At 72.2% G+C, this 24,335-nt stretch carries 26 protein-coding genes; 11 read left to right on the forward strand and 15 right to left on the reverse strand.

What is annotated here, in order from left to right; all coding sequences use genetic code 11:
• The first annotated feature begins 126 nt into the window (after nucleotides 1-126).
• Both ACFYXC_RS27805 and ACFYXC_RS27810 read left to right on the forward strand, forming a co-directional pair.
• Nucleotides 127-414 carry a YiaA/YiaB family inner membrane protein gene (locus ACFYXC_RS27805; protein ID WP_388913910.1) on the forward strand — a complete coding sequence of 96 codons (288 nt, stop codon included), beginning with the start codon at nucleotides 127-129 and terminating at the stop codon, nucleotides 412-414.
• 121 nt (nucleotides 415-535) lie between these two features.
• Entirely contained in the window at nucleotides 536-1,162 is a 627-nt protein-coding gene (locus ACFYXC_RS27810) for a TetR/AcrR family transcriptional regulator (protein ID WP_388913907.1), read from the forward strand.
• Nucleotides 1,163-1,546: 384 nt separating this feature from the next.
• Here the strand turns inward: ACFYXC_RS27810 and ACFYXC_RS27815 are convergent, their stop codons facing one another.
• Nucleotides 1,547-2,008, reverse strand: coding sequence for a MaoC family dehydratase (locus tag ACFYXC_RS27815; protein WP_388913905.1), 462 nt, complete (start codon nucleotides 2,006-2,008; stop codon nucleotides 1,547-1,549).
• Between the two features lie 108 nt (nucleotides 2,009-2,116).
• Here ACFYXC_RS27815 and soxR point away from each other — a divergent pair, with 108 nt between their 5' ends.
• Nucleotides 2,117-2,635, forward strand: coding sequence for a redox-sensitive transcriptional activator SoxR (gene soxR, locus ACFYXC_RS27820; RefSeq protein WP_388913902.1), 519 nt, complete (start codon nucleotides 2,117-2,119; stop codon nucleotides 2,633-2,635).
• A gap of 51 nt (nucleotides 2,636-2,686) precedes the next feature.
• Here soxR and ACFYXC_RS27825 read toward each other — a convergent pair whose 3' ends face one another.
• Entirely contained in the window at nucleotides 2,687-3,472 is a 786-nt protein-coding gene (locus tag ACFYXC_RS27825) for a 3-keto-5-aminohexanoate cleavage protein (protein ID WP_389554555.1), read from the reverse strand.
• A 55-nt stretch (nucleotides 3,473-3,527) separates the two neighbouring features.
• Between ACFYXC_RS27825 and ACFYXC_RS27830 the strand changes: the two genes are divergently transcribed.
• The gene (locus ACFYXC_RS27830; protein ID WP_388913896.1) at nucleotides 3,528-4,046 is read left to right on the forward strand and encodes a hypothetical protein; all 519 of its coding nucleotides are present in this window, start codon (nucleotides 3,528-3,530) and stop codon (nucleotides 4,044-4,046) included.
• Nucleotides 4,047-4,092: 46 nt separating this feature from the next.
• On the opposite strand, the gene ACFYXC_RS27835 is transcribed toward ACFYXC_RS27830, so the two are convergent.
• From ACFYXC_RS27835 to ACFYXC_RS27845, 3 genes are all read right to left on the reverse strand, one after another.
• Nucleotides 4,093-4,701, reverse strand: a complete 609-nt coding sequence (locus ACFYXC_RS27835; RefSeq protein ID WP_388913893.1) for a hypothetical protein — start codon at nucleotides 4,699-4,701, stop codon at nucleotides 4,093-4,095.
• A 584-nt stretch (nucleotides 4,702-5,285) separates the two neighbouring features.
• The gene (locus ACFYXC_RS27840) at nucleotides 5,286-6,644 is read right to left on the reverse strand and encodes a serine-threonine protein kinase (protein WP_389554557.1); all 1,359 of its coding nucleotides are present in this window, start codon (nucleotides 6,642-6,644) and stop codon (nucleotides 5,286-5,288) included.
• A 234-nt stretch (nucleotides 6,645-6,878) separates the two neighbouring features.
• The gene (locus ACFYXC_RS27845) at nucleotides 6,879-8,147 is read right to left on the reverse strand and encodes an exo-beta-N-acetylmuramidase NamZ domain-containing protein (protein ID WP_389554558.1); all 1,269 of its coding nucleotides are present in this window, start codon (nucleotides 8,145-8,147) and stop codon (nucleotides 6,879-6,881) included.
• Nucleotides 8,148-8,358: 211 nt separating this feature from the next.
• Here ACFYXC_RS27845 and ACFYXC_RS27850 point away from each other — a divergent pair, with 211 nt between their 5' ends.
• The 3 genes from ACFYXC_RS27850 to ACFYXC_RS27860 are packed head-to-tail and all read left to right on the forward strand — an operon-like array spanning nucleotide 8,359 to nucleotide 11,430.
• Complete coding sequence (locus ACFYXC_RS27850; protein ID WP_389554560.1) at nucleotides 8,359-9,126, forward strand: SDR family oxidoreductase; 768 nt, start codon at nucleotides 8,359-8,361, stop codon at nucleotides 9,124-9,126.
• A complete protein-coding gene (locus tag ACFYXC_RS27855) occupies nucleotides 9,123-10,778 on the forward strand; it encodes a class I adenylate-forming enzyme family protein (protein WP_389554562.1) in 1,656 nt (551 codons plus the stop codon). The genes ACFYXC_RS27850 and ACFYXC_RS27855 overlap by 4 nt, the downstream gene beginning before the upstream one ends.
• Nucleotides 10,779-10,836: 58 nt before the next feature.
• Nucleotides 10,837-11,430, forward strand: a complete 594-nt coding sequence (locus ACFYXC_RS27860; RefSeq protein ID WP_388913879.1) for a TetR/AcrR family transcriptional regulator — start codon at nucleotides 10,837-10,839, stop codon at nucleotides 11,428-11,430.
• 154 nt (nucleotides 11,431-11,584) lie between these two features.
• On the opposite strand, the gene ACFYXC_RS27865 is transcribed toward ACFYXC_RS27860, so the two are convergent.
• The 6 genes from ACFYXC_RS27865 to ACFYXC_RS27890 form a co-directional block, all read right to left on the reverse strand.
• The gene (locus ACFYXC_RS27865; protein ID WP_389554563.1) at nucleotides 11,585-12,817 is read right to left on the reverse strand and encodes an acyl-CoA dehydrogenase family protein; all 1,233 of its coding nucleotides are present in this window, start codon (nucleotides 12,815-12,817) and stop codon (nucleotides 11,585-11,587) included.
• A gap of 6 nt (nucleotides 12,818-12,823) precedes the next feature.
• The gene (locus ACFYXC_RS27870) at nucleotides 12,824-13,846 is read right to left on the reverse strand and encodes a phosphotransferase family protein (protein WP_389554565.1); all 1,023 of its coding nucleotides are present in this window, start codon (nucleotides 13,844-13,846) and stop codon (nucleotides 12,824-12,826) included.
• 192 nt (nucleotides 13,847-14,038) lie between these two features.
• Nucleotides 14,039-14,326, reverse strand: a complete 288-nt coding sequence (locus ACFYXC_RS27875; protein WP_389554646.1) for a DUF202 domain-containing protein — start codon at nucleotides 14,324-14,326, stop codon at nucleotides 14,039-14,041.
• A gap of 86 nt (nucleotides 14,327-14,412) precedes the next feature.
• On the reverse strand, nucleotides 14,413-14,805 hold the full coding sequence (locus tag ACFYXC_RS27880) for a YidH family protein (RefSeq protein WP_389554567.1): 393 nt from the start codon (nucleotides 14,803-14,805) through the stop codon (nucleotides 14,413-14,415).
• A gap of 101 nt (nucleotides 14,806-14,906) precedes the next feature.
• Complete coding sequence (locus ACFYXC_RS27885) at nucleotides 14,907-15,422, reverse strand: NUDIX hydrolase (protein WP_389554569.1); 516 nt, start codon at nucleotides 15,420-15,422, stop codon at nucleotides 14,907-14,909.
• Nucleotides 15,423-15,448: 26 nt separating this feature from the next.
• Nucleotides 15,449-16,342, reverse strand: a complete 894-nt coding sequence (locus tag ACFYXC_RS27890) for a DMT family transporter (RefSeq protein WP_389554571.1) — start codon at nucleotides 16,340-16,342, stop codon at nucleotides 15,449-15,451.
• 150 nt (nucleotides 16,343-16,492) lie between these two features.
• Between ACFYXC_RS27890 and ACFYXC_RS27895 the strand changes: the two genes are divergently transcribed.
• The 3 genes from ACFYXC_RS27895 to ACFYXC_RS27905 all read left to right on the forward strand — a co-directional run bounded on the left by ACFYXC_RS27895 (nucleotide 16,493) and on the right by ACFYXC_RS27905 (nucleotide 19,803).
• Nucleotides 16,493-18,148: an FAD-binding dehydrogenase gene (locus ACFYXC_RS27895; protein WP_389554573.1), complete on the forward strand. Its 1,656-nt coding sequence runs from the start codon at nucleotides 16,493-16,495 to the stop codon at nucleotides 18,146-18,148.
• A gap of 262 nt (nucleotides 18,149-18,410) precedes the next feature.
• Nucleotides 18,411-19,082, forward strand: coding sequence for a molybdopterin-dependent oxidoreductase (locus ACFYXC_RS27900; RefSeq protein ID WP_389554648.1), 672 nt, complete (start codon nucleotides 18,411-18,413; stop codon nucleotides 19,080-19,082).
• On the forward strand, nucleotides 19,069-19,803 hold the full coding sequence (locus ACFYXC_RS27905; protein ID WP_389554575.1) for a cytochrome b/b6 domain-containing protein: 735 nt from the start codon (nucleotides 19,069-19,071) through the stop codon (nucleotides 19,801-19,803). The genes ACFYXC_RS27900 and ACFYXC_RS27905 overlap by 14 nt, the downstream gene beginning before the upstream one ends.
• Here the strand turns inward: ACFYXC_RS27905 and bla are convergent.
• From bla to ACFYXC_RS27920, 3 genes are all read right to left on the reverse strand, one after another.
• Nucleotides 19,800-20,780: a class A beta-lactamase gene (bla, locus tag ACFYXC_RS27910; RefSeq protein ID WP_389554576.1), complete on the reverse strand. Its 981-nt coding sequence runs from the start codon at nucleotides 20,778-20,780 to the stop codon at nucleotides 19,800-19,802. The genes ACFYXC_RS27905 and bla overlap by 4 nt on opposite strands.
• Nucleotides 20,781-20,976: 196 nt before the next feature.
• Entirely contained in the window at nucleotides 20,977-22,374 is a 1,398-nt protein-coding gene (locus ACFYXC_RS27915) for a gluconate:H+ symporter (protein WP_389554578.1), read from the reverse strand.
• A 65-nt stretch (nucleotides 22,375-22,439) separates the two neighbouring features.
• Entirely contained in the window at nucleotides 22,440-22,949 is a 510-nt protein-coding gene (locus ACFYXC_RS27920; protein WP_388913854.1) for a gluconokinase, read from the reverse strand.
• A 155-nt stretch (nucleotides 22,950-23,104) separates the two neighbouring features.
• Between ACFYXC_RS27920 and ACFYXC_RS27925 the strand changes: the two genes are divergently transcribed.
• Nucleotides 23,105-23,812 (forward strand): FadR/GntR family transcriptional regulator, encoded by a 708-nt coding sequence (locus tag ACFYXC_RS27925; RefSeq protein ID WP_389554579.1) that lies wholly within the window; start codon nucleotides 23,105-23,107, stop codon nucleotides 23,810-23,812.
• Here the strand turns inward: ACFYXC_RS27925 and ACFYXC_RS27930 are convergent.
• Nucleotides 23,796-24,245, reverse strand: coding sequence for a YchJ family protein (locus ACFYXC_RS27930; RefSeq protein WP_389554580.1), 450 nt, complete (start codon nucleotides 24,243-24,245; stop codon nucleotides 23,796-23,798). The genes ACFYXC_RS27925 and ACFYXC_RS27930 overlap by 17 nt on opposite strands.
• Nucleotides 24,246-24,335: the final 90 nt, after the last annotated feature.

The raw sequence follows: 24,335 nt of genomic DNA on the forward strand, positions 1-24,335 counted from the left end.
CCCGGTCCACGCCCCGGACCCGCGGCGGAGCGCACCGCCGGACCCGCCACAAAACCCGCGACCTGAGTACGCGGTCTGAGTACCCGGGCGGATGTGGTTCCGGCCACCTCCGCCGACCCTGGTCGCATGAGTGAGACACAGGTCAAGCAGCAGTCCACCGCCGCCTTCTACGGCCAGGCGGTCGCCTCGTTCGGCGTCGCCATCGTCGCGACCGCCATCGGCATCTACAAGCTGGAGGCCGACACCTGGGTGCGGGCCTTCCTGGGCATCGCCGTGCTGTACCTCGTCACCTCGGCGTTCACCCTGGCCAAGGTGATCCGTGACCGCCAGGAGGCGGGCCAGATCGTCAGCCGCGTCGACCAGGCCCGCCTGGAGAAGCTCCTCGCAGAGCACGACCCTTTCGACAAGCTGTGAGGCCGTGACGTCGTGCCGGGGTGGAGCCGCGATTCCGGGCGGCTCCGAACGGGCGCTCTAAGCGCCCGCTCAGTATCGGAGGTATGGTGTTCGTCCTGTCACTGGAAGGGGCGAGCGAGCGATGAGTACGGCGGAGGAGACGGCCGGCGGCGAACTGCAGCCGTGGGCCGAGGTCACCCCGGACGCGGCACGGCGGCTGCTCGTCGCCGCCGTGGACGCCTTCGCCGAGCGCGGCTATCACGCGACCACGACCCGGGACATCGCGGGCCGGGCGGGAATGAGCCCCGCCGCGCTCTACATCCACTACAAGACCAAGGAAGAGCTGCTCCACCGGATCAGCAGGATCGGCCACGAGAAGGCCCTCGACATCCTGCGGACCGCGGGCAGCCGCGAGGGCAGCCCGACCGAGCGGCTCGCCGACGCCGTGAGCTCCTTCGTCCGCTGGCACGCCGGGGGGCGCACCACCGCGCGGGTCGTGCAGTACGAACTGGACTCGCTCGGCGCGGACGCCCGTGCCGAGATCATCGCCCTGCGCCGGCAGGTCGACGCCGAGGTGCGCGCGATCATCGAGGACGGCGTGGCCGCGGGCGAGTTCGACGTCCCCGACGTCCCCGGCACCACCCTCGCCATCCTCTCCCTGTGCATCGACGTGGCCCGCTGGTTCAACGTCAACGGCCCGCGCACCCCGGAGATGGTCGGCGACCTGTACGCGGATCTGGTGCTCAGGATGGTCGGGGCCGAGAAGTAGCGCCGCGTCGGGGGCGCGGGAAGCCGCGCGCGCCGCGACAGCGCACCCGCGCCCGGCGGTCTGTCACCCGCGTCCGGCACCCGGCCGTCCGGCACCCGGCGGTCTGTCACCCGCGTCCGGCACCCGGCGGTCTGTCACCCGCGCCCGGCCCCCGGCCCCCGGCCGTCCGTGACCCGCCCCCGGCGCTCGGCCCTCCGTCATCCGCCCCCGGCGCCCGGCCGCCCCGCCCCCGGCCGCCCGGCACCCGCCCCCGGCCGTCCGTGACCCGCCCCCGGCGCCCGGCGTCCGTCACCCGCGCCCGGCGTCCGGCGCCCGGCGGCCCGGCGTCCGGCGTCCGGCGGCCCCGCGCCCGGCCCCCGGCCGTCCGGCACCCGCCCCCGTCCGTCAGAAGTAGTACCGGGAGACGGACTCCGCCACGCAGACCGGCTTGTCGCCGCCTTCCCGCTCGACGGTGAAGCCGACGGAGACCTGGACACCGCCCGTCACCTCGTCGACCCCGGTGATCCTCGCCGTGGCGCGCAGCCGCGACCCCACCGGCACCGGCGCGGGGAAACGCACCTTGTTCGTCCCGTAGTTGACACCCATCGTGACGCCCTCGACCGCGATCAGCTGAGGGCCGAACAAGGGCAGCAACGACAGCGTCAGATACCCGTGCGCGATCGTCGTCCCGAAGGGACCGGCCGCGGCCTTCTCCGGGTCCACGTGGATCCACTGGTGGTCACCCGTCGCCTCGGCGAACAGATCGATCCGCTTCTGGTCGACCTCCAGCCAGTCGCTGTGCCCCAACTGCTCGCCCACCGCCGCCTTCAGTTCGTCGGCGGACGTGAAGATCCTCGGCTCTGCCATGTCCCGGCCTCTCGCGTCGCAGTATGTCTAAGCAACTGCTTAGCATGGTCGCCGCGGGGTTCCCTGTCAACGGACCGGAAGCGTGCCGGGCTGGGTAGGGTTCGAGGGGTGCCCCAGATTCCCGAGAAGATCCACGAACTCACGGTCGGCCAGTTGTCGGCCCGCAGCGGAGCAGCCGTCTCGGCCCTGCACTTCTACGAGTCCAAGGGCCTCATCAGCAGCCGCCGCACCGCGGGCAACCAGCGCCGCTACCACCGTGACGCGCTGCGCCGGGTCGCCTTCGTACGGGCCGCGCAGCGCGTCGGCATCCCGCTGGCCACGATCCGTGACGCGCTCGCCGAACTCCCCGAGGAACGCACGCCGACACGGGAGGACTGGGCCCGTCTCTCCGAGGCGTGGCGCTCCGAACTCGACGAGCGCATCAAGCAGTTGGGCCGGCTGCGCGACCACCTCACCGACTGCATCGGCTGCGGCTGTCTCTCCCTGGAGACCTGCGTGCTGTCCAACCCCGACGACGTCTTCGGCGAGCGGCAGAGCGGCTCCCGCCTGATGGTGGAGCGCGGCGGACGGCACGGACGCCGACCCCGGACGCCGGAGCCGCGGCAGGAGCCCGAGAACTGCGGCTGAGCCGACCCGTCAGCCCGGCGGTGCGGTACGCCCCAGCCGCAGCGCCGTCCGTCACGACCGCCGGCGGTCGGATCCCGCATCAGCGGATCCCGCATCAGCGGATCCCGCTTCGGCGGATCCCGCCTCGGCCGCATACCGGGCCAGGGCCTCCGTCACCAGCTGGGCGTTCGAGACGGCCCGCCGGCCGTCGGGGAGGACCAGCGTGTCCTCCAGGCCGATGCGGGTCGCCAGGCCGAGGCGCGCGGCGAGGCCCAGCACGGGCCAGGCGCCGCCCTGCTCCCCGTGCAGCAGCACCGGGCGGCCGTGCGCGGCGCCGAGCGCGGCCAGCAGACCGCGGGCCGTGTCCTCGGCCGAACGCGGATCCGGGTCGGTCACCTCCGCCAGTACCCGCAGGACGCGCGGTCCGAGTGGTGAGGCCGCGAACCGCTCGGCCCCGTCCGTGCCGGACCAGATGCCCGCCTCCACCCCCACGCCCCGCTCCAGGAGCGCCGCGGCGACGTCCTCCGCGCCCGGCTCGTGCCAGTTGACGGAGGCGTGGTCCGGCAGGACGGTCCATGCGTGGACGCGCGCGACACGGGCCGCCGGGTCGGGCTCGGCCCAGGCGCCGGTGGTCACTCCGACGGGAACGGCCACCCGCGACCGGATTTCGTCCAGCGTGGCCGCAACCGCTTTCGGCGACAGGGTGTCTTCTCCACAGGGGGACTTGGGATGCACATGGATGTCCGACGCCCCGGCCGCGACCGCTTCCGCCGCGGAGCCGGCCATCGCTCTCGGGGACAACGGCACGAGCGCGCCGTCGCCCGACCCGCGCCCTCCGTTCACACAGACCTGCACCATGCCCCCGATGGTGCCAGGCGGCACGGACAACCGGAGACCGGAAGGGGAACACGCGATGAGCCTGGCCATCTGCTCACTCAAATGGGAAGCCGCGCACACGGGGGCCCAGCGGATCACGTACGACAGCGACGGGTACCACCTCGTCCGCTTCCCGTACGTCACGGGTGAGGAGCAGTACGACCGCTGGGACATGCACGACCCGGCGAAGGGCGGCGCCACCGCGTCGAAGTTCCCCGACCCCCGCTCGGGTCTCATCTGGCCGAGCCACGACGGCTGGGGCGTCCTGTCCGCGCTGGTCTTCTGGGAGGCGGACGCCGACGGACTCGAGTACCGGGCGCGCTTCGTCCGCGACCCGCTGAACCTCACGACGCGCTACAACTCGACGGCCACCACCGACTGCGCGCCCACCCGGGGCGGCCAGTACCGCACCTACATGTGGCAGATGTTCGTCCACCCGGAGACGCCGATCGGCCTGAAGGTGTCCGTGCGCGGCGCGGGGGACGTGAAGGTTCCCACACCGCTGATGTGCGCCGAGCTCAAGCTCGCCATCCACACCGACGTCAAGGTCCCCTGAGCGCGTGCCCGGGGGTGCGGTTCCGCCGACGCACCCCCGGCGCTTCTCAGCCTCCGACCGCCACCAGCAGACGTCCTCTGCGGCAGTCCGCCAGCGCCTCGGGTGTGAGGACCGGCCGGGGGACCACGATGCCGCAGGCCGTGCAGACCGGGCCCGAGGACGGCTCGTGCGCCAGATCGTACTTCCAGACGAGGCGCTCGCCCGAGCAGACCGGGCAGCCGGCTCCCGGCTCCCGCTCCAGCGCCGCGATCAGCCGGCGCAGCACCTCGGCCAGCGGCTCATGGGGGTGGACCCGCGGGTCGTCGCACCAGGCGACCCCGAAACCGCCCCAGGTGAGCCGGTGCCAGTCGTCCACGCTGCCGGGACTGCGCAGACCGTCGTGCTTCTCCTTCTTGCGGCGCCGGGCGAACCCCGCCTCGTAGGCGAGCCAGACGGAGCGGGCCTCCTCCAGTTCGTCCAGTGCGGCCACGAGCCGCGCCGGATCGGGGGACCGGTCCTCGGGGCCGAACCCGGCCCGGGAGCACAGATGGTCCCAGGTCGCCCGGTGACCGTAGGGAGCGAACCTCTCCAGGCACTTGCGCAGTGAATAGCGCCGCAGTGCCAGATCGCTCCTGGGGTCGCGCACCTGTCTCGCCAGACTCCGGAATCCCGCCATCGCCCTGCACCTCCGTCACACCTGCACCTGTACTTCGGTCACTTCGGCGTCGTCATAAGGACGTCGCCGAATAGACGTATCGACACGCGATTCGGCTCCATCTGTTTTTCGGCTGCCGCCGTAAAACCGTCGACCGGCTGGTTGTCGGCCACGCGCAAGGCGGTTGTCGGCCGTCCGCCGGGACATTCCCGGCCGTCGCCCGGTGGCGCCCGGCGGCACCGGCGGGGCTCTTCCGGCCCCTCCGGCGCCAAAATGACGCATGTTCATCTTCAAAACCGCGAGGACACCGGCGCCGACGTCCGGCGCACCCCCGTCGTGAGGAATCAGCCATGCCACGGCGTACCCCACGCACCATCCTCTACAGACTGAGAACTCCCCGCCGATTCCCCAAGTTCCTCATGGGCGCTTCCGTATGCGTTCTCATTGCCGGTCTTTTGTCACCGCTTTCCCAGTCGGTCGCCGCCGACACCACCCTCGCCGCCGTGGACGATCACTGCGGCGACCGGTGTTCCGGCATTCGCCCGGCAGGTCAGAACGGGAACACGACCCTCGCGGAGATCGTCCTCGACCGGGCGGGTGGCGGGTCAGCGGACGACGCGGCCCGCCGCCAGTACCACCTGGGCCAGTTCCCGGTGGCAGATGTCGCTGTGGGCGCCCGCGGGACGGCCACCCCGTCGCACCACCGCGGACGCGTCGACGTTCACGCACCCCGACACGGGCATCCTCGCCCGCAGCGCGTCGGAGAGCGTGAGCGCCTCCGTACCGGGCACCGCCCGCACCCCGTTGCGGCCCAACGCGCCCCACCTGGGTCCGAGAAGACGGGGGAGACCGGGGCCGGCGGCCGTCCGGTCGTCGCCCGCCGTCCGGGAGGCCAGCGGGTAGATCGTGCCGAGCGCCGAGTCGAAGCGGGAGAAGCAGCAGACCAGCGGGCCGTCGATACGGTTCTGCTGCCCGTGCAGGACACCGCTGTCCCGCACGTCGTGCGGCAGCTCGGCCGCGAACGCGTAGTGCGAGAAGGCGGCCTGGAGCAGCGTCACGGACTTGACGGTCCGCACGCCCCTGGGCATCCCGCGCAGCGCGAACGACACCAGGCGCCCACCGAAGCTGTGTCCCACGAGGTGCACGCGCACTCCGGGCGCCACCTGTGCGAGGCGCCCGATCATCCGCCCGAGCCCGCGCTCACCGACCGCGCCCGCACGCCGCTTCATCGCGAAGTACGTGGCCTGCCGCAGCAGTTCGTGCGCCCCGTCCCAGGCCCGTGGCAGTACGGGCGCCACCCCGGCCGCCCCCTCCGGCGTGGTCCCGGCGCCGGTCCCGGCAGCCGCGTCCTCCGTCAGCGCCTGCGCGAACTCCCGGCACATCCCTGCCGCGTTCCGGAGGAACATCTCCGGCTCGAAGGGCGGGCCGGCCCCCGCCGAGGCGTCCGCCACGGTGTCCGGGGCGAACGCGGCTCCCGGCGCCTCCGGCCGCAGCTCGACGAGCAGGTGCACCAGCCGCCCGTACTCCTCCAGCGCCGTCTCGCCCTCCGGCTGCCGGTCGAGCATGCGGGCGATCTGGTCGACCAGGGTGGCCCGGCCCGGAAAGACCGTCTGGAGGGCGCTGCGGGTGCCCTCGTTGAGGGCGGGGCCCACGGACACCGCGGTCACGGTCCGCTCGAAGCCGGGGACCGGCTCGTCGGTGAACCGCATCGACGGCCACAGCACGCCCACGTACCCGAGCCGGGCGTTCGGCGCGAGGGCGGGGATCGGCTCGAAGAAGCGGCTGTAGAGGCGGTTCGCGCCCGAGCGGTCGTTGTGCCGGCCGTGCGCGAACACGATCAGGTCCTTGACCCCCCGCTCCACGACCTCCCTGAGCAGCCGGTCGCGCTGCCCGGCGTGCACATCGCCGTCCGCATCGAACGTCAGCTCCCAGTAGGGAGTCACGCCCGTCCCAGGATCCGCCATGACGAGCCCCCTTCGGCCTCCGCGACCGTGCGCGGTGCACGCATCGTCCCGCCGGCAGGGCGAGTCGGCCAGCGGCCACGTCCGGTATGACCAGCCCGGACTCAGGTCTCGGCGGATGATCAGGAACAGGGGGTCCAGGATAGGTGATCCGGTGCGGGTGGGACGCCGAGGCCCCCCGGGCCGACCGTCCCGGCGATACAACGGCGGTTCCCCGGGTGACTGCCCGCCGGTGCCTCAGCGGTAGAGGAGGTATTCCTTGCGGACGCGCCGGAACGCGGCCAGTTCGTCCCGCCAGCCGGCCACGACCTCGTCGGCCGACGCGCCCGCGTCGATCATCGTGCGCACCTGCGTGGACCCCGTCAGCCTGTCGATCCAGTTGTCCGGGCGCCAGGCGAAACCGCTCCACGCCCGCCTGGCGGTCACCAGCAGCGCGATCCCGGTGCGTACGGGGTCGTACGCGGCACGGTCGTGGACGTGGACCTGCACGCCGCCCACGGTCTTCCCCTGGAACTTCGAGAACGTCGGCGCGAAGTACGCCTCCCTGAAGTGCACTCCGGGCAGGCCGAGCTGCTCGGCCTCGGCGGCCCACCGCCGGTCGACGCCCTCCGCGCCGAGCAGCTCGAACGGGCGGGTCGTGCCCCGCCCCTCCGACAGGTTCGTCCCCTCGAAGAGGCAGGTGCCGGAGTACACGAGAGCGGTGTCGGCCGTCGGCATGTTGGGGCTCGGCGGCACCCAGGGCAGCCCCGACGCGTCGTGGAAGTCCGACCGCCGCCAGCCCGACATCCGCACGGTGTCCAGCGGCACCGGTGCCGTGAGGAACTCTGTGTTGAACAGGCGGGCCAGCTCGGCGACCGTCATGCCGTGCGCCTGCGCGATCGGCTCCCGGCCCACGAAGGTCGCGAACTCCTTGTGCAGCACCGGCCCGTACGCGCCGCGCCCCGTCACCGGGTTCGGCCGGTCGAGCACCACGAACCGCCTGCCCGCGAGCCGGGCCGCCTCCATGCAGTCGTACAGGGTCCAGATGTAGGTGTAGAAGCGGGCGCCGACGTCCTGGATGTCGAAGACGACCGTGTCCACACCGGAGGCCGTGAAGATGTCGGCGAGCGGCTGCCCGCTCTTGAGGTACGTGTCGTAGACGGGCAGGCCGGTCGCCGGGTCGTCGTGGCGGCCCTCCGAGCCGCCCGCCTGAGCGGTACCGCGGAAGCCGTGCTCGGGGCCGAAGACCGCGGTCAGATTCACCCGGTCGTCGACGTGCATCACGTCGACGATGTGGCGGGCGTCCCGGGTGATGCCCGTGGGGTTGGTGACGATGCCGACGCGGTCGCCCTCCAGGAGGGCGTAGCCGCTCGCGGCGAGCTGGTCGAAGCCGGTCCGCAACCGGCGGGGCGCCGGGTGCGGGGTGGCACCGGCACCCGTGCCGGCGGCCGCGGCGGGTGTGCCCGCCGAGACCGCCGCCGCGGTCGTCGTCGCGGCCAGGAGACTCCGTCTGGACAGGTGGCGCATGGGGACCTCCGTGATCGCGGCGGGCGGCGCTGGCATGTGCACGTTAGGGCTTCCGCGGGGTGTTCGTAAGCCGCGGGCCGGCTGTGGCTGGTCGCGCGGTTCCCCGCGCCCCTGACGGGGCACGCCCGCGCCGGGTCTTCCCTCGGTACATACCGACTGGTTAGTCTGTCGTGGAGTGGAGCCGTGTTGCTCGTCGTGTCGAAGGAGACCGATGGTGGAAGCCATGCAGGATGCCCATGTGGTCGTCACCGGAGCGGGAGGTGGCATCGGGGCCGCGCTGGCCCGCCGGTTCGCCGCCGCGGGAGCCCGGGTCGTCGTCAACGACCTGGACGGGGCGAAGGCCGGGGCCGTCGCCGACGAGATCGGCGGGATCGCGCTCCCCGGGGACGCCTCCGCGATCGTGGCCGAGGCCCGGGACGCCCTCGGCGGCACCGTCGACGTCTACTGCGCCAACGCGGGCGTGGGCTCGGGCGGCACGGAAGCGGCTCCGGAGCAGGTCTGGGAGCTCGCCTGGGACGTGAACGTGATGGCACACGTCCGTGCGGCCAACCAGCTGATCCCCGCCTGGCTGGAGCGCGGCGGCGGCCGTTTCGTCTCCACGGTCTCGGCGGCCGGACTGCTCACCATGGTCGGCGCGGCCCCGTACAGCGTCACCAAGCACGGCGCGTACGCCTTCGCCGAGTGGCTCTCCCTCACGTACCGCCACCGCGGTGTGAAGGTCCACGCGATCTGTCCGCAGGGCGTCCGCACCGACATGCTCGCCGGCTCCGGCAGTGCCGGGGACCTCGTCCTGCGGCCGACCGCCATCGAGCCCGAGGCCGTCGCGGACGCCCTCTTCACGGGCATCGAGGAGGACCGCTTCCTGATCCTTCCGCACCCGGAGGTCGCCGGGTACTACCAGGCACGGGCCGCCGCCCCCGACCGCTGGCTGACGAACATGAACCACCTCCAGCAGAAGTGGGAGGCGAACCGCCGATGACCACCTCCCTGTACGCGGCCAAGCCGTGGGTCGCGCTCCTCAACGAGGTGCAGCGGGGGCCGGTCCATCCCGACGACTCGCCCGTGCACGCCCTGCGCCGGGCCGTCGCGCAGGCCCCCGACCGCACCTTCCTCGCCTACTTCGACGGAACGCTCAGCTACCGCGAGGTGGACGAGCTGAGCGACTCCGTCGCGGGGCACCTGGCCGGCCGCGGCCTGGCGCGCGGCGACCGGGTCGCGGTCCTGCTGCAGAACAGCCCGCTCTTCGTGCTCGCCGTCCTCGGCGCCTGGAAGGCGGGCGCGACCGTCCTGCCCGTGAACCCGATGTACAAGTCCGGCGAGGTGGCCCACGTCCTGCGGGACGGTGAGGTCACCGCGCTGATCTGCTCCGACCGGGCCTGGGAGTCGTACCTGCGCGACACGGCCGCCGACTCGCCCGTACACGTCGTGCTGACCGGCTGCGAGCTGGACCTCCAGACACGGGACGACCCGCGCGTGCTGACCTTCGAGCGGCTGCCGCAGGCACCGGACGCCGACGATCTCCTGACCGTGGCGAAGTCCGGCCACCCGGCCCCCGGGGACCGCGGCCTCGGCCCGGCGGACATCGCGCTGATCAGCTACACCTCGGGCACCAGCGGCGCCCCCAAGGGAGCCACCAACACCCACGGCAACGTCATGTACAACGCCGAGCGGCAGCGGACGGGCCTCGCCCTGCCCGAGGCGCCGGTGTACTTCGCGCTGGCGCCGCTGTTCCACATCACCGGCATGGTCTGCCAGTTCGTGGCGTGCCTGAACAGCGGGGGCACGCTGGTCCTCACGTACCGCTTCGAGGCGGGAGTCGTCCTGGACGCGTTCGCCGAGCACCGGCCGCACTACACGGTCGGCCCGTCGACCGCCTTCATGGCCCTGGCCGCGCACCCGTCCGTGACACCGGACCACTTCTCCTCCTTCCGCAACATCTCCTCCGGCGGTGCTCCGCTACCGCCCGCGCTCGTCGAGAAGTTCCGGGCGGGCTTCGGGCCGTACATCCGCAACGGCTACGGGCTCACCGAGTGCACCGCGCCCTGCGCCTCGGTGCCGCCCGGTCTGGAGGCACCGGTCGACCCTGTCTCCGGAACGCTCGCCGTCGGCCTGCCCGGTCCGGACGGCGTCGTACGCATCGTCGACGACCAGGGCCAGGAGGTGCCGTTCGGGGAGCAGGGCGAGATCGTCGTACGGGGCCCGCAGGTCGTGCCCGGCTACTGGCGCCGCCCCGAGGCCACCGCCCAGACCTTCCCGGACGGGGAACTGCGGACCGGCGACATCGGGTTCATGGATGCCAAGGGCTGGCTCTACGTGGTCGACCGCAAGAAGGACATGATCAACGCGTCCGGCTTCAAGGTGTGGCCGCGCGAGGTCGAGGACGTCCTCTACACCCACCCCGCCGTGCGCGAGGCGGCCGTCGTCGGGGTGCCCGACGGGTACCGCGGCGAGACCGTCAAGGCGTACATCAGCCTCCGGCCCGGCGCGGAGGAGGACCCGGCCGCACTCGCCGCGTACTGCAAGGAGAGACTGGCCGCCTACAAGTACCCGCGGCAGGTCGAGATCCTGCCCGACTTGCCGAAGACGGCGAGTGGGAAGATCCTCCGTCGGGAGTTGCGCTCCCGGCCGTGAGGCGGCCGCACGACGCGTGGAACACACAGCACAGAACACTGGAAGGCAGGTGGCGGCAGTGCCCAGGACGACGGACGGGGACGGCACGCCCGTTCCGCGGCGGCTGCTGGCCGCCGCCACCCGGCTCTTCGCCGAGCGCGGCTACGACCGCACCTCGGTGCAGGAGATCGTCGAGGCGGCCGGCGTCACCAAGGGCGCGCTGTACCACTACTTCGGCTCCAAGGACGACCTGCTCCACGAGGTGTACGCGCGCGTGCTGCGGGTGCAGCAGGAACGCCTCGACGCCTTCGCGGACGCCGAGGCGCCGGTGGAGGAGCGCTTGCGGGGGGCCGCCGCCGATGTCGTCGTGACGACGATCGACAACCTCGACGACGCGTCGATCTTCTTCCGCTCGATGCACCACCTGAGCCCCGAGAAGAACAAGCAGGTACGGGCGGAGCGGCGGCGGTACCACGAGCGGTTCCGGGCGCTGATCGAGGAGGGACAGCAGTCGGGGGTCTTCTCCAAGGCCACTCCCGCGGACCTCGTGGTCGACTACCACTTCGGCTCGGTGCACCACCTGTCGACGTGGTACCGCCCGGACGGCCCCCTGACCCAGCAGGAGGTCGCCGACCAACTGGCGGACCTCCTGCTACGGGCCCTGCGCCCGTAAAAGTTTCCAGGGGCGCGGAACTGCTGTCTCAGGGTCGCGGGGAACCGCCATCTCCGGGGCGCGGAGAGCGGCTTTTTCAGGGGCGCGGGGAACTGCGCACCGGGGCCCGGAGGCGGAGCCCCCGAGTCGGTGACCTGAGCCACCCCCCGGCGGCTCAGAGATACCGCTTCAGCTCCGCCCGCGCCAGCGACCGCTGGTGCACCTCGTCCGGCCCGTCGGCCAGCTTCAGCGTGCGGGCCGCGGCCCACAGCTCGGCCAGCGGGAAGTCCTGGCTGACCCCGCCCGCCCCGTGCAGCTGAACCGCCTTGTCGATGATGTCGACCACCGTCCGGGGCGTCGCGATCTTGATCGCCTGGATCTCCGTGTGGGCGCCCTTGTTGCCGACGGTGTCCATCATCCAGGCCGTCTTCAGCACCAGCAGACGAAGCTGCTCGACGGCCACCCGCGCGTCCGCGATCCAGTTGTGGACGACGCCCTGCTGGGCCAGCGGCTTGCCGAACGCCTCCCGCGCGACCGCCCGCCGGCACATCAGCTCGATCGCCCGCTCGGCCATGCCGATCAGCCGCATGCAGTGGTGGATGCGGCCCGGCCCGAGCCGCGCCTGCGCGATGGCGAAACCGCCGCCCTCCTCGCCGATGAGGTGGGTGACCGGGACGCGCGCGCCGTGGAAGACGACCTCCGCGTGCCCCCCGTGGGAGTGGTCCTCGTAGCCGTACACCTGCATCGCGCGCCTGACCTCGACGCCCGGGATGTCGCGCGGCACCAGCACCATCGACTGCTGGCGGCGGATGTCGGACCCGTCCGGATCCGTCTTGCCCATCACGATGAAGATCTTGCAGTCGGGGTTCATCGCCCCGGAGATGTACCACTTGCGGCCGGTGACGACGTACTCGTCGGCGCCGTCCGGGCCACCGGACGTCCGCTCGATCCGCGTCGTGATGTTCGTCGCGTCGGACGAGGCCACCTCCGGCTCGGTCATCGCGAACGCCGACCGGATCTCACCGGCGAGCAGCGGCTCCAGCCACTGCTTGCGCTGCTGCTCGTCGCCGAACTGGGCCAGCACCTCCATGTTGCCGGTGTCGGGCGCCGCGCAGTTCAGCGCGGTGGGCGCCAGGTGCGGGGACCGGCCGGTGATCTCGGCGAGCGGCGCGTACTGGAGGTTCGTCAGACCGGCCCCGTACTCGGAGTCCGGCAGGAAGAGGTTCCACAGCCCCTGGCGGCGGGCCTCGGCCTTCAGCTCCCCGACCACGGCCGGGGTGTCCCACGGTGAGGCCAGCCGCTCGCGCTGCTCGTGGGCGACCGCCTCCGCCGGATAGACGTACTCGTCCATGAAGGCGAGCAGCTTGGCACGCAGCTCCTCGGTGCGTGCGTCGAATGCGAAGTCCATGATCCGTCAGCCTTCCTGAAGGGTGGTCAGGCCGTGCTCGATGAACACGGGGACCAGGTCGCCGATGCGGTCGAAGCCCGCGCCGACGGTCTGGCCGAGCGTGTAGCGGTAGTGGATGCCCTCCAGGATCACGGCGAGCTTGAACCAGGCGAACGCCGTGTACCAGGCGACGGCGGACACGTCGCGCCCCGAGCGCGTGGCGTACCGCTCGATCAGCTCGGCCGGCGACGGGTGCCCGGCGGCCGTCGCGGTCGTGGAGACGGGGGAGTCGGTCAGCCCCAGCGGCATGCTGTACATGACCAGCAGGCCCAGGTCGGTGAGCGGGTCGCCGAGTGTGGACATCTCCCAGTCGAGGATCGCCTTGATCTGGTCGTCCTCGCCGATCAGCACGTTGTCGAGGCGGTAGTCGCCGTGCACGACCGTCGCCGTGGGGGAGTGCGGCAGCTCGCGGCCCAGCGCGGCGTGCAGTTCGTCGATGCCGGCCAGCTCACGGTTGCGGGAGGCGTCCAACTGCTTGCCCCAGCGCCGCAGTTGACGGTCGAGGAAGCCCTCGGGACGGCCGAAGTCGGCGAGGCCCACCTCGGCGGGGTCCACCGCGTGCAGTTCGACCAGGGTGTCGACGAGACCGAGCACCGCGCCGCGCGTGCGCTGCGGACCGAGCGGAGCGAGCTGCTCGGCGGTCCGGTAGGGCGTGCCCTCGACGAAGTCCATGACGTAGAAGGGCGCGCCGAGCACCTCCACGTCCTCGCACAGCAGCAGTGTGCGCGGCACGGGTACGGCGGTCGGGTGCAGCGCGCTGATCACCCGGTGCTCACGCTTCATGTCGTGCGCGGTGGCCAGTACGTGCCCCAGCGGCGGTCGGCGTACCACCCACCGCGCGGTGCCGTCCGTCACCGCGTACGTGAGGTTCGACCGTCCGCCCTCGATCAGCCGGCCGGTCAGCGGGCCGTGGACCAGCCCGGGCCGCTCGCTGTCGAGCAGGCCGCGCAGCCGGTCGAGATCGAGACCTGGCGGGTGGTCTGGACTCATCGTGTTGCCTCCGTTGGCGGGGATCAGGACCTTACACATGATGCCGACCGGTCGGTATGCCGTCCAGTAGGGGAACGAAACGTGACCGTCGTCTCGGCCACGAAGACCCCCTGCACGTCCCCGGCGACCCTGCTGAAGGTCCCGGTGTCCCAGGCAGCCGGAGGTCCCGGTGTCCTGGGGAGGCGGGGGTCCTCAGAGGACGAGGGCCGTCGCGCAGGCCGCCAGGGCGATCGTGCAGAGTGCGGCCGTGCTCGCATGCCGCGGGGTGAACGCCGCCGGGGGTACGGGCCCGGACAGCGCGCCGATCCGCCGGTGCGCGACGGCGAGGAAGCCCAGCCACAGGCCGCAGCACAGCGCGCACATCAGGAACGCCGTCGCGCCCGGTCCGTCGCGCAGCGCCGACTTCCCCGCGAGGACGGCGACCACGGTCGCCGTCAACGTCGTACGCCGCCATGCCAGCCGCGTGCGCTCCGGCTGCAGACCGGGATCCCGGTCGCCGACGCCGGTTCTGACGCCGGCTCCGGCGCGCTCGCTGTGCCGGTCCCGGGGCTCCGGGGCGCGTGCCGTCACGCCTCCCACCCGAACAGCACGACCACGACCATCGCCACGGCCACCAGGGCCACACCGATGCTCAGCAGCGCCGGAAAGCGGGACACCGGCAGATCCTCGCCCCGGCGCATCGCGCGCTCGCAGCGGACCCAGTGGTTCACCGACCGCAACGCGCACAGCACTCCGGCGGCCAGCAGTCCGAGCGCGAGACCGGCCCGCCACGCCCACCGCAGATCGGGCAGGAACTGGTCCACGGCGAAGCCGCCGCCGATCAGGGCGAGCGAGGTCCGCAGCCACGCCAGGAACGTCCGCTCGTTGGCCAGCGAGAACCGGTAGTCGGGGGTGCTCCCGTCCTCCCTGATCCGTTCGGGCACGAACCACAACTGGACGTTCCGCACAAAAGAGATCACGCCGGCGACCCTACCGGGGGGCCGCCGGCCGCTCAGGCCGCGGGGAACCGCACACCCGGCCCCCGCTCACCCGCGCGGCGAGACGGAACGGGACGGAACCCTCACCCCGCGTCCCGGACGGCCCGCAGCCGCGCATACGCGGCCAGCCCGTCCGGCACCCACTCCCACCGCGCCAGCCGCTCCCGCACCTCGTCCTCCGGCAGGAACGCGTGCCACGCGACCTCCTCCGCCTGCGGGGAGACCGCCGTCTCGCACCGCACCTCGTACACGGCCGACCACCAGCTCTTCCCGGCCCCGTCGTCGTACAGGAACCTGAACAGGAAGGACGGCCGGGCCAGCCCGGACACCCCGAGCTCCTCCTCCGCCTCCCGCAGCGCCGCGTCGTCGTACGTCTCGCCCGCCCCCACGACCCCGCCGACGAACATGTCGTACAGCGACGGGAACACCAGCTTGGTCGAGGTGCGCCGGTGCACGAAAAGCCGGCCGGCCGCATCTTTTACCTGGATGAACACACACCGGTGCCGCAGCCCCCGCTCGTACACGTCCCCGCGCCTGGCCCGGCCCACCACCACGTCGTGCTCGTCGACGACGTCGAGAATCTCGTCAGCGGAACTCATCCGGCCATCAAAGCAGTCCGCCCGCGTCAGCGCGACTGCAGATCCCGCACCCGTGCCCTGGGCGCGGCACCGGTCGGCATCGCGGGATGCAGTCCCAGCAGGACGACGCCCACCACGATCCCGGCGAGTCCGGCGGCCTCCCAGGCCAGCGCCCCGGAACCGGTCCGCAGCCGGTCGCCGAGGAAGCCCACCCCGCACGCGATCCCGGCGAGCGGCTGGGCCGCGGTCAGCGCCGGCAGCGACCTCCGCAGCGGGGCGGTCTCGAAGGCGCTCTGCACGAGGACCAGCCCGGTGATCCCGAGGGCGACGACCGCGTACACCTGCCAGCCGGTGACGAGCGCCGTCCATCCGCCGTCCGAGAACCGCTGCCCGCTCACCCGGGTCAGGGCGTCCTGCACCCCGTACAGCAGCCCCGCCGCCACTCCGAGCAGCGCGGGTCCGGCACTGAGCCGGGAGCGCTTGGCCCATGTGGTGAGCAGCAGGGCGAGACCGACCATCACGCCGATGACCAGCCAGTGCCGCAGCGGGTCGGAGACGTCGTCGCCGCCCCTCGGCCGCCCGGCCACGACGAAGGCCGTCACGCCGCCCGCGAGCAGCAGGAGCCCGCCCCAGCCCTGCCTGCCGAGCGCCTGCCGGGTCCGGTACCGGGACAGCACGAGCGCGAAGAGCAGGTTCGTCGCGAGGAGCGGTTCGACCAGGGACACCTCGCCGTGCGACAGCGCGATCGCGCCGAGCACCATGCCGGCCACCATGAACGCGATCCCGCCCAGCCAGCGCGGCACCTTCACCAGGTCGAGCAGCAGCCGGGGGGAGAGGAAGTCGCCGAGGGGGGCGTGCGCCGCCGCGTTCTGCTGGAGGACGAAGCCGAAGCCCAGGCAGCAGGCCGCGCCGAGGGAAAGGACGAGAACGAGGACCGACACGCTGCGTACCTCAAGACTTCATACGGTGACGGGGCGAGGTGTGGGTGTCGACCGACTGTAGCCCGACTGCTCGGAACCGGGCAGTTGACTGGGTCACTCCGGTGCCCAAGGATCTGACCGATCAGTAACAAGGCCGAGGAGGACCTGCTCATGGCGTACGACGCAGACGTGATCGTGATCGGAGCGGGTCTCGCCGGCCTCGCGGCGACCGCGGAACTCGTCGACGCGGGGCGCAAGGTGATCCTCCTCGACCAGGAGCCGGAGCAGTCGATCGGCGGCCAGGCGCACTGGTCGTTCGGCGGCCTGTTCTTCGTGGACTCCCCCGAGCAGCGCCGGATGCGGATCAAGGACAGTCACGCGCTGGCCCTCCAGGACTGGATGGGCACCGCGGCCTTCGACCGCCCGGAGGACCACTGGCCGCGCAAGTGGGCCGAGGCGTACGTGGACTTCGCGGCCGGCGAGAAGCGGAGCTGGCTGCACCGGCAGGGCGTCCGCTGGTTCCCGGTGGTCGGGTGGGCCGAGCGCGGAGGATATGACGCGAACGGCCACGGCAACTCCGTACCGCGCTTCCACATCACCTGGGGTACGGGTCCGGGCCTCGTCGCCCCCTTCGAGCGGCGGGTCCGCGCGGGCGTCGCCCGCGGCCTCGTCCGGCTCGCGTTCCGCCACCGCGTCACGGGCCTGTCGCGCAGCGCGGGCACGGTGGACACGGTGAGCGGCGAGATCCTCGAACCCTCGGGCGTCGAGCGCGGGCAGGCCAGCAGCCGTACCGTCACCGGTGCCTTCGAGTTCAGGGCCCAGGCGGTGATCGTCACGTCGGGCGGCATCGGCGGCAACCACGACCTCGTGCGCGCCCACTGGCCCGAGCGCCTCGGTACCCCGCCCGAGCGGATGATCTCCGGTGTGCCCGCGCACGTCGACGGCAAGATGCTCGGCATCGCGGAGGCCGCGGGCGCGCGCCTCATCAACCGCGACCGCATGTGGCACTACACCGAGGGCATCCAGAACTGGAACCCCATCTGGGAGAAGCACGGCATCCGCATCCTGCCCGGCCCCTCCTCGCTCTGGCTGGACGCCCGCGGCAACCGGCTGCCCGTACCGCTGTTCCCCGGCTTCGACACGCTCGGCACGCTCGAACACATCATGAGGACGGGCTACGACCACACGTGGTTCGTGCTCGACCAGAAGATCATCGGCAAGGAGTTCGCCCTCTCGGGGTCCGAGCAGAACCCCGACCTCACCGGCAAGTCCGTCAGGGGCGTCCTCCAGCGGGCCCGGGCCGATGTGCCGGGGCCGGTACAGGCGTTCATGGACCACGGCGCCGACTTCGTCGTCGAGAAGGACCTGAGCGCACTCGTCCGCGGCATGAACGCGCTCACCGAGGAGCCGCTGATCGACGAGGCGGAGCTGCGCCGCGAGATCACCGCGCGCGACCGGGAGATCGCCAACCCCTTCACCAAGGACCTCCAGGTGATGGCCGTGCGCGGCGCCCGCGCCTACCTCGGCGACAAGCTGATCCGCACGGCCACCCCCCACCGCATCCTCGACCCCAAGGCCGGGCCGCTCATCGCCGTCCGCCTCAACATCCTCACCCGCAAGACCCTCGGCGGGATGGAGACCGACCTCTCCTCCCAGGTGCTGACGGAGGGCGGCGACCCGCTGTCCGGGGTGTACGCGGCCGGTGAGGCGGCCGGGTTCGGCGGCGGCGGAGTGCACGGATACCGGTCCCTCGAAGGCACGTTCCTCGGCGGCTGCCTGTTCTCCGGACGGACGGCGGGGCGGGCCGCGGCGAAGGCGGTCGGCTGACGGACGGGAGCCGGCCCCTCTGCCGCGGGGGGCGCTCTGCTGCGGGGGTGGGGCGTCCGTCCGTGCTCGCTGTCAGTTGTTACGGAACACTGACGGGCACCCCCGGCCCCTGGTGTCCGGACGCCCGGGGTGCTCGAATCGGTGCGTGAACCCGGAACTGTCGTCAGCCGCCGCGGACGGACCCGCACCGCGAGCACCCGAAACGGGCGGACCAGAAGTGGGCGGCCCCGAAGCGGGCGGTGCCCCGGTGGGGCGCCGGCTCATGCTCGGGATGCTCGGACTCGGCGTCCTCGGCGTGGCCACCGCGCCCACCCTCCAACGCGGCCTGGAGTCCTTCCTCGGCGGCGCCGCGGACAAGGACCCCACGGGCCTGACCGGCCTCCTCCCCAACGGCGGCGGCTTCCGCTACTACTCGGTCACCTCCTCCGTCCCGCGCAAGGACGAGGACTCGTACCGCCTGAGGATCGACGGTCTGGTCGACCACCCCACCACGTACACCCTGTCCGACCTGCGCGCCCTGCCGCAGACGCGGATGGTCCGGGACGTCCAGTGCGTCACCGGCTGGCGGGTGCCCGACACCCCCTTCGAAGGGGTCCGCCTGTCCCGGCTGCTGGACGCGGCCGGGGTGCGCCCCTCGGCCGGCGCGGTGCGCTTCACATGCTTCGACGGCGCGTACACGGAGAGCCTGACCATGGCCCAGGCCCGCCGCGCCGACATGCTCGTGGCGCTGCGCATGCAGGACAAGGACCTGAACCACGCCCACGGCGGCCCCGTCCGCCTCTACGCGGCCCCCATGTACTTCTACAAGTCGGCGAAGTGGCTCTCCGGCATCACCGTCACGAAGGACGTCCGTCCCGGCTACTGGGAGGAGCGGGGCTACGACGTGGACGCGTGGGTCGGCCGCTCGAACGGACGGCAAGATGACGCGGCCTGAGACGGACACCTCACCGGCACCGCGCCCCGCAAGCCCCGGGGAACGCCTCGCGGATGCGGTGCGCGTGCGCCGCTTCACGCCCGCCGAGCGCTGGGTGCACCGCACGACGGCGTTCCTGATGGGCCTGTGCGTGCTGACCGCGGCCTGCCTCTACCTGCCCGAGTTCGCCGAACTCGTCGGCCGCCGCGAACTGGTCGTCAGGCTGCACGAGTGGTCGGGACTGCTGCTGCCGGTTCCGGTCCTCGCCGGGCTCGCCTCCCGCGCCTTCCGGGCGGACCTGCGCCTGCTCAACCGCTTCGGACCGCACGACCGGGTCTGGCTGCGGGCCGCGCTGCGCCGGGACGCCCGGCCCGGGTCCCGGCCGGCCGGAAAGTTCAACGCGGGGCAGAAGACGTACGCGGCCTGGATCGCCGGGGCCGTTCTGGTCATGCTCGGCACCGGGCTGCTGATGTGGTTCACCGACCTCGCCCCGCTGGTCTGGCGCACCAGCGCGACCTTCGTCCACGACTGGCTCGCGCTGACCGTCGGACTCGTCCTCGCGGGACACATCGGGATGGCCCTGGCCCGCCCGGAGTCCCGCAGGGGACTGCGGACGGGCTCGGTCGACCGGGAGTGGGCGGAGCGGGAACATCCGCTGTGGCGGCCCCGGCCGCACTCGGACGACTCCCGCCCGGAGCCGCCGGACAAGGCCCGGGACGATGAAGTGAGAGAGACGACCTAGCCCAGCGCCGCGGCCAGCAGTTCGGCGGACCTGGCGACGAGTTCGTCGTCCTTCGGGGCGTCGGGGTCGGACGTGGTGGACAGGACGGCCAGCACGACCGGAGCCCCGTCCGGCGTCCACGCGACGCCCACGTCGTTGGTCGTGCCGTACCGGCCCGTACCCGTCTTGTCGCCGAGGGACCAGTCCGCGGGCAGACCCGCCCGGAAACGGTCGGTGCTCGTGGTGTTGGCCAGCAGCCACTCGGTCAGCTGCCGCCTGTCCCGGGGCACGAGCGCGTCACCGAGGACGAGCCTGCCGTACGTCCGCCCGATCGCGCCCGGCGAGGTGAGGTCCGTCGTACGCCAGGGCTCGGCCGAGTTCAGCGCGGGCTCCCACCGGTCGAGACGGGTCGTGGTGTCCCCGATCGAACGGCAGAAGCGGGTGACGGCGGTGGGGCCGCCCAGCTCGCGGAGCAGGAGGTTCGCCGCGGCGTTGTCGCTGTGCGCGATGGCGGCGTGGCACAGCGCGGCGACGGTCATGCCGCCGGCGAGGTTGTCCGGCCGGCCCGTGACGGGGGAGCCGCCCGCGTCCTCGAGGTCCTGTGCGGTGTACCGGATCCGCAGCTCCAGGAACTCGCCGCGCCGGTCCAGGTCCCGCAGGACGGCCGCGGCGGCGAGGGTCTTGAAGACCGAGCACATCGGGAACGTCTCGGCCGCCCGGTACCGCACGGTTTCGCCGGTGACCGTGTTGCGGGCGTGGACGCCGAGGCGGGCGCCATGGGCGCGCTCCAGCTCCGCGAGGGCCTTGACCACGGCGGGTCGGGTCGGGTTTCCCTTCGCCGCCGCGCCCGCCTTCGTCACAGCGCCCTTCTTCGAGGTCGCGCCCGCCTTCGCCGCCGAGTAGGCCGACGGGGCAGCGGCTGCCGCCAGGGCGGCGCCCGCGCCTGCGCCCAGGGCGAGGACGGTTCGGCGGCTGCGGTGGGGTGTTGAGCTTTCCACGGTGGGGTCTCTCTTCCGCTGCGAACGATGATCGGCTGCGTAGAGGAAGACTTCGGAGGAGCTCGTGTGGTTCCGGTCGCGCCGTGAGGTGGCGGCCCGGGGGCGGTCCGGCACGCGCGAGCCGGCGGTGCCGGGGCCCGGGCCGGCGCGGGGACCGTACCCCGGCCGGACCCGGTGGTCACACGGTCGTGCCCGGCTAGATCACCAGTGACAGCAGCAGGACCAGGGCTCCGGCGACCACCGAGATGATGGTCTCCATGACCGACCAGGTCTTGATCGTCTGGCCGACGCTCAGTCCGAAGTACTCCTTCACCAGCCAGAAACCGGCGTCGTTCACATGGCTGAAGAACAGCGAACCGGCGCCGATCGCGAGCACCAGCAGCGAGGCGTGCGCGGTCGACATGTCGGCCGCCAGCGGGGCCACGAGCCCGGCCGCCGAGATGGTGGCGACGGTCGCGGAACCGGTCGCGAGCCGGATCGCCACCGCGATCAGCCAGGCCAGCAGCAGCGCGGGGATCGACCAGTCCTTGGAGATGTCCAGGATCATCGCGCCCACACCGGAGTCGATCAGCGTCTGCTTGAAGCCGCCACCCGCGCCGACGATCAGCAGGATGCCGGCGATCGGGGCGAGGGACTTCTCGACGGTCGAGGAGATGCGGTCCTTGGTGAAGCCGGCCGCCCGGCCGAGGGTGAAGAGGGCCACGAGCACGGCCGCGAGCAGCGCGATCAGCGGGGAGCCGATCACGTCGAACACGCGCTGCACCATGTTCTCGGGGTCGTCCACGACGATGTCGACCAGTGCCTTGGCCAGCATCAGCACGACCGGCAGCAGGACGGTGGCGATGGTGACGCCGAACCCGGGACGCTTGTCCAGGTCCTCGGAGGCGCGCTGCGGAATCATCTTCTCCGGCGCCGGGACGTCCACCCAGCGGGCCGCGTACTTCGAGAAGAGCGGCCCCGCGATGATCACCGTCGGGATGGCGACGAGGATGCCGAGGGCGAGGGTGACGCCGAGGTTCGCCTTGACGGCGTCGATCGCGACCAGCGGGCCGGGGTGCGGCGGGATCAGCCCGTGCATCACGGACAGGCCCGCGAGCGCCGGGATGCCGATGCGCATCAGCGAGTAGTTGCCGCGCTTGGCCACCATCAGGACGACCGGGATCAGCAGCACGATGCCGACCTCGAAGAAGAGCGGCAGGCCGATCACCGAGGCGATCAGCACCATCGCCCAGGGCATCGAACGGCCGCCCGCCTTCTCCAGGATCGTGTCGACGATCTGGTCGGCACCGCCGGAGTCCGCCAGCAGCTTGCCGAGGATCGCACCGAGCGCGATCAGCACACCCACGCCGGCGACGGTCGAACCGAGACCCGCCGAGAAACTGGCGATCGCCTTGTCGAGCGGCGCCCCGGCGAAGGCGCCGAGCGCCAGCGAGCCGATGGTCAGCGCGAGAAAGGCGTGGAGCTTGAACTTGGTGATGAGCAGGACGATGACGGCGATGCCCGCCAGAACAGCGATGCCCAGCTGGGCATGGCCCGCCGAGGTGATCGATTCGACGGGATCCGCTGCCAGCATCTCGACGCTGAGTCTGGTCACGGTGCTTTTCCTTGAGAGGGGAGGGGGAGAAGAGGAGAGGGCGGGGACGGGGGAGCGCGCGGGCGCTACCGGGCGAGGCCGCGCAGCGCGGTCACGGCCCGTTCGGTGATCTCGTCGGGGTCGCCGCTGACATCCACCGCGACACCCGTCTCGTCCGCTTCGAGCGGCTGCAGGGTGGCGAACTGCGAGTCCAGGAGCGCCGTGGGCATGAAGTGGCCCTTCCGCTGCGCCATGCGGTCCGCGATGAGTTCGCGGTCACCGGTGAGGTGGACGAAGACGACCTCGGGGGCGGCCGCCCTGATCCGGTCCCGGTAGCCGCGCTTCAGCGCGGAACAGCTGACCACGCCGCCGAGACCGGCCCGCCCGTGGGCCCAGACGCCGATGGCGTCCAGCCAGGGGCGGCGGTCCTCGTCGGTGAGGGGGGTACCGGCCGTCATCTTGGCGATGTTGGCCTCGGGGTGGAAGTCGTCGGCCTCGGCGTAGGGGACGCCGAGCCGGTCCGCCAGCAGGGGGCCGATGGTGGTCTTGCCCGTGCCTGCCACGCCCATGACCACGATGACGTCGGGGGTAGTCATTGCTGCCTCGCTGTCTTCTTCGACATCGGATACCGGATGAACGTCCGGTGCCGCATCCGTCACGACACTGAAACGTATAGGTCAGACGAATTCAAGAGTCTGTGACATATAAGTCTGACTTTTTGAAGCGCCTCTACTCCTCGTACCCTGAACTCATGAGCACATTGGGCCGGGGGCTGCACGGCCATGTACTGGAGAGCCTCGGTCCTTCGATCACCGCAGGTGAGTTCCCCCCGGGCAGCGTGCTGCGGACCGACGAGCTGGCGCAGCGTTTCGAGGTGTCACGTTCCGTGATGCGGGAGGCCGTCCGGGTCCTGGAGTCGATGCACCTCGTGGAGTCCCGGCGCCGGGTGGGCGTGACCGTACGCCCGACGAACGAGTGGAACGTCTACGACCCGCAGGTCATCCGGTGGCGGCTGGCCGGCGCCGACCGGCCGCGGCAGCTGCGGTCGCTCACCGTGCTGCGGTGTGCAGTGGAGCCCGTGGCGGCGGGGCTGGCCGCCAAGCACGCCACGGCCGAGCAGTGTGCCGAGCTGACCGAGTGCGCGCTCGGCATGGTGGCCAATTCGCGGGGGCAGCGGCTGGAGGGGTACCTCGTCCATGACGTGGCGTTCCACCGGATCGTGCTGAACGCGTCCGGCAACGAGATGTTCGCGCGTCTCGGAGACGTCGTCGCCGAGGTGCTGGCGGGGCGCACCCACCACCAGGTCATGTTCGAGGACCCCGATCCGGCGGCCGTCACGCTGCACGTGCAGGTCGCCGAGGCGGTGCGGGCGGGGGACGCGGTGCGGGCCGAGGCACTGACGCGGGAGGTCGTGCTCGGGGCACTGCAGGAGCTGGACATCCTCAGCCCGGAAAACTAGGCCCGCGCCCCTCGTTGCTGACGTCGCCGTCCAGGTACGTCCAGGCGCCGGCGACGCGTTCGAAGCGGCTCCGTTCGTGGAGGGCGCCTCCGGCGTAGGACGCCCGGAAGGTGACCGTTCCCGTGGTGTGGAACGGTGTGCCCTCCGTCGTGGAGAGGATCTCCAGGCCCGTCCAGCGGGTGGCCGCGTCCAGGTCGAGGCGGGGTGGGCGCGTGCGCGGGTGCCAGGTCCGCAGCAGATAGGCCACGTCCCGCCGCACGAACGCGCAGTAGCGCGAACGCATCAGCGCCTCGGCGGTAGGCGCCACGGCCTCCCCCCGATGAAACCGACCACAGCACGCTTCGTACGCCGCCACCAGCCCACAAGGACACGAGGAATCGCGCACGCCGACGGAACGACCCTGATCACGAGAGCGCGGATTACGTCGAGACATACCCCCATCCTCCCGCACCCCCCAGCCCAGCCGACACCTATCCAGCCCGGCACCACCCCCACCCCCTAGGGGCGCGGGGAACGGCGCGCC

Origin of the sequence: Streptomyces sp. NPDC002701, assembly GCF_042889045.1 — a bacterium.
Lineage (GTDB): Bacteria > Actinomycetota > Actinomycetes > Streptomycetales > Streptomycetaceae > Streptomyces.

Excerpts from the sequence above, each read along its gene's own strand:
- ACFYXC_RS27805 (WP_388913910.1), top strand. The coding sequence starts at position 127 with ATGAGTGAGACACAGGTCAAGCAGCAGTCCACCGCCGCCTTCTACGGC.
- ACFYXC_RS27810 (WP_388913907.1), top strand. The coding sequence starts at position 536 with ATGAGTACGGCGGAGGAGACGGCCGGCGGCGAACTGCAGCCGTGGGCC.
- ACFYXC_RS27815 (WP_388913905.1), bottom strand. The coding sequence starts at position 2,008 with ATGGCAGAGCCGAGGATCTTCACGTCCGCCGACGAACTGAAGGCGGCG.
- ACFYXC_RS27825 (WP_389554555.1), bottom strand. The coding sequence starts at position 3,472 with ATGGTGCAGGTCTGTGTGAACGGAGGGCGCGGGTCGGGCGACGGCGCG.
- ACFYXC_RS27830 (WP_388913896.1), top strand. The coding sequence starts at position 3,528 with ATGAGCCTGGCCATCTGCTCACTCAAATGGGAAGCCGCGCACACGGGG.
- ACFYXC_RS27835 (WP_388913893.1), bottom strand. The coding sequence starts at position 4,701 with ATGGCGGGATTCCGGAGTCTGGCGAGACAGGTGCGCGACCCCAGGAGC.
- ACFYXC_RS27840 (WP_389554557.1), bottom strand. The coding sequence starts at position 6,644 with ATGGCGGATCCTGGGACGGGCGTGACTCCCTACTGGGAGCTGACGTTC.
- ACFYXC_RS27845 (WP_389554558.1), bottom strand. The coding sequence starts at position 8,147 with ATGCGCCACCTGTCCAGACGGAGTCTCCTGGCCGCGACGACGACCGCG.
- ACFYXC_RS27850 (WP_389554560.1), top strand. The coding sequence starts at position 8,359 with ATGGTGGAAGCCATGCAGGATGCCCATGTGGTCGTCACCGGAGCGGGA.
- ACFYXC_RS27855 (WP_389554562.1), top strand. The coding sequence starts at position 9,123 with ATGACCACCTCCCTGTACGCGGCCAAGCCGTGGGTCGCGCTCCTCAAC.
- ACFYXC_RS27865 (WP_389554563.1), bottom strand. The coding sequence starts at position 12,817 with ATGGACTTCGCATTCGACGCACGCACCGAGGAGCTGCGTGCCAAGCTG.
- ACFYXC_RS27870 (WP_389554565.1), bottom strand. The coding sequence starts at position 13,846 with ATGAGTCCAGACCACCCGCCAGGTCTCGATCTCGACCGGCTGCGCGGC.
- ACFYXC_RS27885 (WP_389554569.1), bottom strand. The coding sequence starts at position 15,422 with ATGAGTTCCGCTGACGAGATTCTCGACGTCGTCGACGAGCACGACGTG.
- ACFYXC_RS27895 (WP_389554573.1), top strand. The coding sequence starts at position 16,493 with ATGGCGTACGACGCAGACGTGATCGTGATCGGAGCGGGTCTCGCCGGC.
- ACFYXC_RS27900 (WP_389554648.1), top strand. The coding sequence starts at position 18,411 with ATGCTCGGGATGCTCGGACTCGGCGTCCTCGGCGTGGCCACCGCGCCC.
- ACFYXC_RS27905 (WP_389554575.1), top strand. The coding sequence starts at position 19,069 with ATGACGCGGCCTGAGACGGACACCTCACCGGCACCGCGCCCCGCAAGC.
- ACFYXC_RS27920 (WP_388913854.1), bottom strand. The coding sequence starts at position 22,949 with ATGACTACCCCCGACGTCATCGTGGTCATGGGCGTGGCAGGCACGGGC.
- ACFYXC_RS27925 (WP_389554579.1), top strand. The coding sequence starts at position 23,105 with ATGAGCACATTGGGCCGGGGGCTGCACGGCCATGTACTGGAGAGCCTC.
- ACFYXC_RS27930 (WP_389554580.1), bottom strand. The coding sequence starts at position 24,245 with ATGTCTCGACGTAATCCGCGCTCTCGTGATCAGGGTCGTTCCGTCGGC.